The organism is Candidatus Aegiribacteria sp. (assembly GCA_021108435.1).
GTDB lineage: Bacteria > Fermentibacterota > Fermentibacteria > Fermentibacterales > JCC-6 > Aegiribacteria.
In genome coordinates, this window is record JAIOQY010000010.1 from 1 (window position 1) to 3,034 (window position 3,034).

The window sequence follows — 3,034 nt, forward strand, 5'->3', positions numbered from 1 at the left end:
GTTGCTATAATGAAAGCTGCAATAAGTTTATCCAGTGAACCGGAAAAAACAATTATCGATAACTTATCTTCGGGGCTGTCCTTTTCCAGCAGTTCAATTCTGTTCTTTAATTCCTGGATCTGTTCATGAAAGTTCTCCATCGTATTTTCTTTCTTCTTATTTATTCGATTTCGAGGAACACGGCGGGATCATCCAGTTTCTCGACTCTTCCGATAATGGTTGATTCTGTATCACCATTTTCTTTAAGAGCGTTCACAAGCGCTTCGGCCTGATCCGGTCTCACAGTTGCCAGCAATCCGCCCGAAGTCTGCGCTTCAGCGAAAAGTATGAAATATCTCTTATCCAGGTTTTCCGGCATCTTCAGGTGTGGTTCAACGAAATCCTTGCATTTGCATACTCCGCTTGGATTGAATCTGTCAAGCAGATCAGGAAGACCGGGAAGAAGGGGAACATCTGCTGATCGGAAGACCAGTTTTACTCCGGCATTTCTCGCGATTGGAAGAGTGTGTCCGAGGAGTCCGAAGCCTGTCACGTCGGTCAGGCAGCTTATATCGAATCGTTGCATTACTTCAGACGCGTACATGTTAAGGCGTTCCATCCAGTATACGAAAAGCGAAAATTGTTCTGTGGTAAGTCCATCATTGAGCATTGCATCGCAGTAGACGCTTGTTCCAATTGGTTTTGTCAGAATAATAACATCGCCCGGTCTGGCGTTGTCATTGGTCAAAGCGGATTCGGGATCGGTCAGCCCCGTAACGCTCATGCCGTATACCATTTCTTCCTGCTCTAGTGTATGACCGCCGAGAAGTACAACTCCGGCTTCATGCAGTTTTTCAGCGCCGCCAATGAGAAGTTCCTCGATAGCTTCCGGTGGTATTTTTCCAGCTGGATAACCAAGATGGTTCATAGCCGTTATTGCTTTCGCACCCATAGCCCAGATATCGGACATGCTGTTCGCGGCGACAATCCGGCCGAAGCTGCGGGGATCGTCCACTATCGGATAGAAGAAATCAACAGTCTGCACCAGAGCGACACTGTCTGAAATTTTGTAAACCCCTGCATCGTCCATTGTCTGCATGCCAACGATAAGATTGGGTGAATCAGGCAACGGAAGCTTTTCAAGTATCCCGGCCAGCCTGGTCGGATTCAGCTTGCCTGCTCAACCAGCGCAGGGGCCGTAGTCCATGAGGCGTATCATCTTCCCTGTAGGAAGCGATCTCTCAGGTACTCCGCCGCCCTGCAGTTTATTCAGGAGGAATTCGCAGTAGGTCTGCTGGTGCCTGTCGTGATGGAAAGGTATGCATTCCTTGCAGTTGCCTCTTCTTCTGCAGTCAGAAGGGCATGGGCAATTCTTTCCATCGTAGAGCCTTGATTCTTTCAAATCAGTCCGTATCTGAAAATGAATAAGAAAATAACATACCAGCACTATAAGAATATATACAAAAAAAACTGTGAAAAGAAATAACTAATCCATATCGTTTTCTGAAGCTTTGAACCCGCGTTTCTTTTTCAGCAGGCTCCGTTCCCGTTTTTCCTGAAGTCTCTTTTTCTTCGAGGCGAGAGTCGGTTTCGTTGATTTGCGTTCTACCGGTTTGTGAGCCGCCTTTTTAAGCAGTCTGATCAGTCTCTGCACGGCATCATCACGATTCATGGTCTGTGACCGGTATCGTCTAGCATGGATTATCAATATACCGTTAGTGGTTACTCCGCTGCCGCCGATTTTCTTCAGCCGGGTCTTTACAGTTTTTGAAAGAGACGGCGAACCGTCAATATCAAATTTGAGTACTACGGCGGAGGATGTCTTATTGACCTTCTGGCCTCCGGGTCCGCCTGAGCGTGTGAACTCGAGCTCGATCTCGGTTTCACTTATACTGATATTTTCGGTTACTTTTATCATACTGCTGTCTTTACTGTTGACCGGTTTCAATTTCTCCTGCATTATGTATATACTCTTTCAAGACGTTTGTAAAAAGAAAGGAATGCTTATGAATCCTGTTGTCCTTCCAATTGCCGGTTTATTAGTTCTTGCGGGTGTAATTATCTGGATGGTTTTCTTGTTTGAGAAGAAGCGAACTTCAGCGTGGGAATCGATATCACATCGGCTTGGAGCGAAATTCACTCCTAAAGATACAGAAAAACATACCTGCTTCCCGTTTCGACTTTTCAACAGCGGAAGCAGCCGGAAAATGAAGAATTATCTGGAGTGGGAATCGGAAGGAGTTAAGGTTCATCTGGCTGATTATCAGTACACAACATATCACAACACCGGCAAAGGACGTTCATCAAAGGTTCATAAACAGACGATCTGCATTCTTGAAAAAGAAGGGCTTGATCTGCCAGTGACTTTCTTGCGGGGGCAGGTGGCACTGTTTGACTGGGTTGGAGAAAAATTTGGTGCTCAGGATATTGATTTTTCGGAAGATCCCGAATTCTCAAAAGCATTCGTAATCAAGGGGGACGAAGTTCGCACCCCTCAGGTATTCGGACATGAGTTAAGGCAGCACCTTCTGCAGCAGAGAAAAGCCTTCAAGACTTTCGAGATGAGCGGAAATGTCCTGATGATCAACTTTGGAAGACGCAGAAAACCTGAGGAGTACGCTGATCTGGTTGCCATCGCGATGCCCGTTTTCTACATGGTCAACAGCAGATCAGCCTGGTAAATATTTCATCATACTGATCATCTGACTCGATAATTAATCCACCCCCCGAGCAGAATCAGCGCTGCGCCTGCAAAAACAGCCAAACTCGGTATGGAGTTGAAGAACATTGTTTGCCAGAGCATTGAAAAGATCACGCTGAGGTAGCCGTATATTGCAACCTTGCCTCCGGGAGCATATCTGTATGCTGAAGTCATGAAAAGCTGTCCCGAAGCGCCGAAGATACCAATGCATATCAGGAGAATAAGTGATCGTGAATCCGGTATTACTCCGTTTCGGATAACAGACGGCAGAAAGACCAGCGACATCAGCACTGAGAACCAGAATACTATTATCAGGGGTTTATCTGTTTTGCGCAGAGCTCTTATTGCGGTATA

The 3,034-nt window shown here is 46.2% G+C and carries 5 protein-coding genes; 1 reads left to right on the forward strand and 4 read right to left on the reverse strand.

Annotated elements, in window-relative coordinates; genetic code table 11:
* Nucleotides 1-160: 160 nt before the first annotated feature.
* From selD to arfB, 3 genes are all read right to left on the reverse strand, one after another.
* Nucleotides 161-1,150 carry a selenide, water dikinase SelD gene (gene selD / locus K8R76_00525; protein MCD4846656.1) on the reverse strand — a complete coding sequence of 330 codons (990 nt, stop codon included), beginning with the start codon at nt 1,148-1,150 and terminating at the stop codon, nt 161-163.
* A 9-nt stretch (nt 1,151-1,159) separates the two neighbouring features.
* Complete coding sequence (locus K8R76_00530; protein ID MCD4846657.1) at nt 1,160-1,381, reverse strand: hypothetical protein; 222 nt, start codon at nt 1,379-1,381, stop codon at nt 1,160-1,162.
* Nucleotides 1,382-1,465: 84 nt separating this feature from the next.
* Nucleotides 1,466-1,897 (reverse strand): aminoacyl-tRNA hydrolase, encoded by a 432-nt coding sequence (gene arfB, locus K8R76_00535; GenBank protein ID MCD4846658.1) that lies wholly within the window; start codon nt 1,895-1,897, stop codon nt 1,466-1,468.
* 88 nt (nt 1,898-1,985) lie between these two features.
* Here arfB and K8R76_00540 point away from each other — a divergent pair, with 88 nt between their 5' ends.
* Nucleotides 1,986-2,660 carry a hypothetical protein gene (locus K8R76_00540; GenBank protein MCD4846659.1) on the forward strand — a complete coding sequence of 225 codons (675 nt, stop codon included), beginning with the start codon at nt 1,986-1,988 and terminating at the stop codon, nt 2,658-2,660.
* Nucleotides 2,661-2,677: 17 nt separating this feature from the next.
* Here K8R76_00540 and K8R76_00545 read toward each other — a convergent pair.
* Nucleotides 2,678-3,034 (reverse strand): DMT family transporter (locus K8R76_00545; GenBank protein ID MCD4846660.1); only part of this gene is annotated, 357 nt, incomplete at its 5' end.

Bases quoted from the DNA above. Each gene is read 5' to 3' on its own strand.
- K8R76_00540 (MCD4846659.1), top strand. From the start codon at position 1,986: ATGAATCCTGTTGTCCTTCCAATTGCCGGTTTATTAGTTCTTGCGGGT.
- arfB (MCD4846658.1), bottom strand. From the start codon at position 1,897: ATGATAAAAGTAACCGAAAATATCAGTATAAGTGAAACCGAGATCGAG.